Source organism: Actinoplanes sp. NPDC024001 (genome assembly GCF_040638955.1).
Taxonomy (GTDB): domain Bacteria; phylum Actinomycetota; class Actinomycetes; order Mycobacteriales; family Micromonosporaceae; genus Actinoplanes.
This window is the reverse complement of sequence record NZ_JBEZZB010000327.1, coordinates 1-3,905: the sequence shown is the minus strand read 5'-3', so window position 1 is coordinate 3,905 and position 3,905 is coordinate 1. Positions and strand designations below refer to the sequence as shown.

Here is a 3,905-nt window from a genome sequence, read left to right as displayed (position 1 = left end):
CTTCCGCCGCCGCTGCCTTCAACGATCCCGTGACTCCCACTACCGCAAACGACTCAGCACGCTCGGAAGCTACGAACCGCCGTAGCAGTACTAGGTGGGCTCGGAGTCGAGGGTGCGGCCGTTGATGTGCTGGAACGCGCCCTCGACCAGCTCGCGCAGCACGTCCTGGTCGACGTCAGCGAGCCGCTTGAGGTAGAGGCAGGACTTGCCGGTGCGGTGCGGCCCGAGGCGGCTCATCAGGTCGTCGTAGCCCTCGAAGCCGCTCGACAGGTAAAGGGTGAGGGCCTGCTTGCGCGGCGACAGTGCGACGGCGGGCCAGTCGCCCTCCCGGCCCGAGGCGTATTTGTAGTGGTAGGTGCCGAAGCCGATGATCGCGCTGCCCCACATCGTCGGCTCGGCGCCGGTCACCTCGGCCATCAGCGCGCAGGCGGCCTCGGCGTCCGCGCGGCGTTTCGCATCCGTCACCGTGGCCAGGTAGGTGGCCACGTCCTCGCTGTTACGGGTCGTCTTGGGCTCGGCCATGCCGCCAGCCTAGGAGTATCCGGAGAACTGGGGCATGACCTGATCGGAGGAGGGCTACGCTGCCGGATCATGTGGTGGCGGAGGAAACGCGATCCCGGCATCCTGCGGCACCAGCCGGTGCACGACGGGTTCGTGCCGGCCGAAGGACTCCGTCCGGAGGCCGCCGAGGCGATCGACCGGCACATCGAGCGGCACTTCGGTCCGGTCGAGTCGGTCTACCACGAGATGCTGTCGCACCTGGTCGCCGTGCACGTCCACGTGATCGGGCCGACCGCGGAGCGGCCGTACCGGACGCTGATCACCACGGGGATGAGCGAGCGCCCGATGTCGGTGCCCGCCGAGGCGGAGGTCAGCCCGTACGCCGAGCTGATGATCGCCCTGCCGCCGCAGTGGCCGGTCCCCGGAACCTACCCGTCCGGCGACGAGCGGGCCGACTGGCCGATCACGCTGCTCAAGCAGTTGGCGCGCCTGCCGCACGAGTACCGCACCTGGCTCGGGCACTGGCACACGATCCCGAACGGTGATCCCGCCACGCCGTACGCCCCGGGTGTCCCGTTCACCGGGGTGATCGTCACGCCGATGCTCATGGTGCCGGACGAGGCCCGGACGATCCGTGCCGCCGACGGCACGGAGATCAACCTGCTGGCGTTGGTGCCGCTGCACCCGGCCGAGATGGCGTTCAAGCTGAGACGGGGCAGTGACGCGCTGACCGACGCCCTCGACCGCGGTGGCGTCACCGAGCTGGTCGACCCGGACCGCCCCTCCTGTGTGTAGTCGCGTTGTCACAGTCTGAACGCGCGCTTTCCCGGCGCTGAGCACCCCGCGCAGAGTCCCGATGGGGGACGGATCTGCGAGGGGAGACGCGATGAAGGCTGTCCGGGTGCACTCCTACGGCAAGCGGCCCACGGTCGACGAGGTGCCCGAACCGGCGGTGACCGGGCCCCTGGACGTGCTGGTTCAGGTCGGGGCGGCGGGCCTGTGCCGTACCGATCTGCACATCGTCGAGGGGCAGTGGGCGGAGAAGTCGGGCGTGCGGCTGCCGTACGTGATCGGGCATGAGAACGCGGGCTGGGTGCGCGAGGTGGGCAGCGCCGTCACCAATGTCGCCGCAGGCGACGCGGTGATCCTGCACCCGCTGGTGACCTGCGGGTTGTGCCGGCCGTGCCGGCGCGGCGACGACGTGCACTGCGAGAACTCGCGGTTCCCCGGCATCGACTGCGACGGCGGCATGGCCGACCTGCTGCTGACCAACGCACGCGCGGTGGTGAAGCTGGCCGGCGGGCTGGAGCCGGCGGCGGTGGCCGCGCTGGCGGACGCCGGGCTGACCGCCTACCACGCGGTGCGCAAGGCGCTGCCGCTGCTGCATCCCGGAACGACCTGCGTGGTGATCGGCGCGGGCGGTCTGGGGCACATCGGGATCCAGTGCCTGCTGGCGATGACGGCCACGAAGGTGATCGTGGTCGACCCGAGCGAACGGGCCCGGAACCTGGCCGGCGAGCTGGGCGCGCACGAGGTGACCGACCGCACCGACGAGCTGGCAGGCAGCGCCGACGTGGTGCTCGACTTCGTCGGCGAGCAGGGCGCGGAGGCGGCCGGGCTGGCGATGACCCGGCGGGCCGGCAGCTACTACGTGATCGGGTACGGCGGCGCGGTGAACATCCCGACCATCGACCTGATCTCCACCGAGCGCAACATCGTCGGGAACCTGGTCGGCTCCTACACCGACCTCGACGAGCTGATGACCCTGGCCGCGCAGGGCAAGGTCACGCTGCACACCAGGAAGTACCAGCTCAGCGCGGTGAACGAGGCGATCGACGACCTCGAGACCGGCCGTCTCGCCGGCCGCGCCATTCTCGTTCCCTGAGTCGGGAGACCACCATGTATCAGAATTACTTCGTCGTCGACGCGCACACCCATTTCTGGGACGGCAGCCCGGCCAATCAGATCAACCGGTACGGCGAGGGTTTCATCAAGTGCTTCTACGACTACCACGCCAATCTGTCGCCGGACGAGTACAAATGGCCGCTGGAGGAGTTCGAGCGCTACAGCGAGGAGCGGATGATTCGTGACCTGTTCGAGAACGGTTACGACGACGTCGCGATCCTGCAGTCCACCTATCTGACCGACTGGTACGTCAACGGCTTCAACACCACCGAGCAGAACGGCCGCATGGCCGAACGCCACCCGGGCCGGTTCATCGTGAACGGCCGGTGGGATCCGCGCGACGGCGAGGCCGGGCTGGAGAAGCTGGAACAGCTGCACGAACGCTGGCAGCTGCGCGGGGTGAAGCTCTACACCGCCGAGTGGAAAGGCGACTCCAAGGGCTGGAAACTGTCCGACCCGTGGTCGTACCGGTACCTGGAGAAGTGCCAGGAACTGGGCATCCGCAACATTCACGTGCACAAGGGCCCGACCGTCTACCCGATGAACCGCGACGCCTTCGACGTGGCCGACGTGGACGACGCCGCCACCGCGTTCCCGCAGCTCAACTTCATCGTCGAGCACGTCGGGCTGCCCCGCCTGGAGGACTTCTGCTGGATCGCCACCCAGGAGCCCAACGTGTACGGCGGCCTCGCGGTCGCCATGCCGTTCATCCACAGCCGGCCCCGCTATTTCGCGCAGATCATCGGCGAGCTGCTCTACTGGCTCGACGAGAACCGGATCCTGTTCGGCAGCGACTACGCGATCTGGCAGCCGAAATGGCTGATCGAGAAATTCGCCGACTTCCAGATCCCGGAGGACATGCAGTCCGAGTACGGCGAGCTGACCCCGACGATCAAGCGGAAGATCCTGGGGATCAACGCGGCCCGGCTCTACGACATCAAGGTGCCCGGCGAGCTCGACGTGCCGCAGGAGCCGGTCGACACCGGGCCGGCGATCGCCTCCGGGCCGGCGCTCGCCTCCGGGACCGCCTGATGCACGTCGACGAGGTCTGGGCGGCGCTCGGCCGGGTCCGCGACCCGGAACTCGACCAGCCCATCACCGACCTCGGCTTCGTGGCGGCCCTGCGGGTCGAGTCCGGGCTGGTCCGGGTCGAGCTGCGCCTGCCGACCTATTTCTGCGCGCCGAACTTCGCGTGGCTGATGGTCGCCGACGCCCGGGACGAGCTGGCCGCGCTCGGCGTGGACCGGGTCGAGGTGGTGCTGGTCGACCACTTCGCCGCGGCGGAGATCAACGCGGGGGTGGCGGGGTTCGCGAGCACCGGGTTCGCCACCGACGGCCGGGATCCGGCGCTGGCTCAGCTGCGCGAGACGTTCGACCGCAAGGCGCACACGGCCGCGCAGGAACGCCTCGCCCGGCTGGTGGCGCCGGTGGTGGGGGAGCGGCTGGCGTCGCTCACCCTGGAGGAGGCGGGGCGGCTGGCGCCGGACGCGACCGCCGCG

General features: G+C 69.4%; 5 protein-coding genes. 4 read left to right on the top strand and 1 reads right to left on the bottom strand.

The window, feature by feature from the left end; translation table 11 throughout:
* Positions 1–90: 90 nt before the first annotated feature.
* Entirely contained in the window at positions 91–522 is a 432-nt protein-coding gene (locus AB0F81_RS50690; RefSeq protein ID WP_360211565.1) for a DUF1801 domain-containing protein, read from the bottom strand.
* A gap of 69 nt (positions 523–591) precedes the next feature.
* On the opposite strand from AB0F81_RS50690, the gene AB0F81_RS50685 reads away from it, so the two are divergent.
* From AB0F81_RS50685 to AB0F81_RS50670, 4 genes are all read left to right on the top strand, one after another.
* The gene (locus AB0F81_RS50685) at positions 592–1,296 is read left to right on the top strand and encodes a suppressor of fused domain protein (protein WP_360211563.1); all 705 of its coding nucleotides are present in this window, start codon (positions 592–594) and stop codon (positions 1,294–1,296) included.
* Between the two features lie 91 nt (positions 1,297–1,387).
* Positions 1,388–2,386 carry an NAD(P)-dependent alcohol dehydrogenase gene (locus AB0F81_RS50680; protein ID WP_360211561.1) on the top strand — a complete coding sequence of 333 codons (999 nt, stop codon included), beginning with the start codon at positions 1,388–1,390 and terminating at the stop codon, positions 2,384–2,386.
* A 14-nt stretch (positions 2,387–2,400) separates the two neighbouring features.
* Complete coding sequence (locus AB0F81_RS50675) at positions 2,401–3,438, top strand: amidohydrolase family protein (protein ID WP_360211559.1); 1,038 nt, start codon at positions 2,401–2,403, stop codon at positions 3,436–3,438.
* Positions 3,438–3,905, top strand: a 468-nt coding sequence (locus AB0F81_RS50670) for an iron-sulfur cluster assembly protein (RefSeq protein ID WP_360211557.1), incomplete at its 3' end; no start/stop codon positions are given. The genes AB0F81_RS50675 and AB0F81_RS50670, both read left to right, overlap by 1 nt.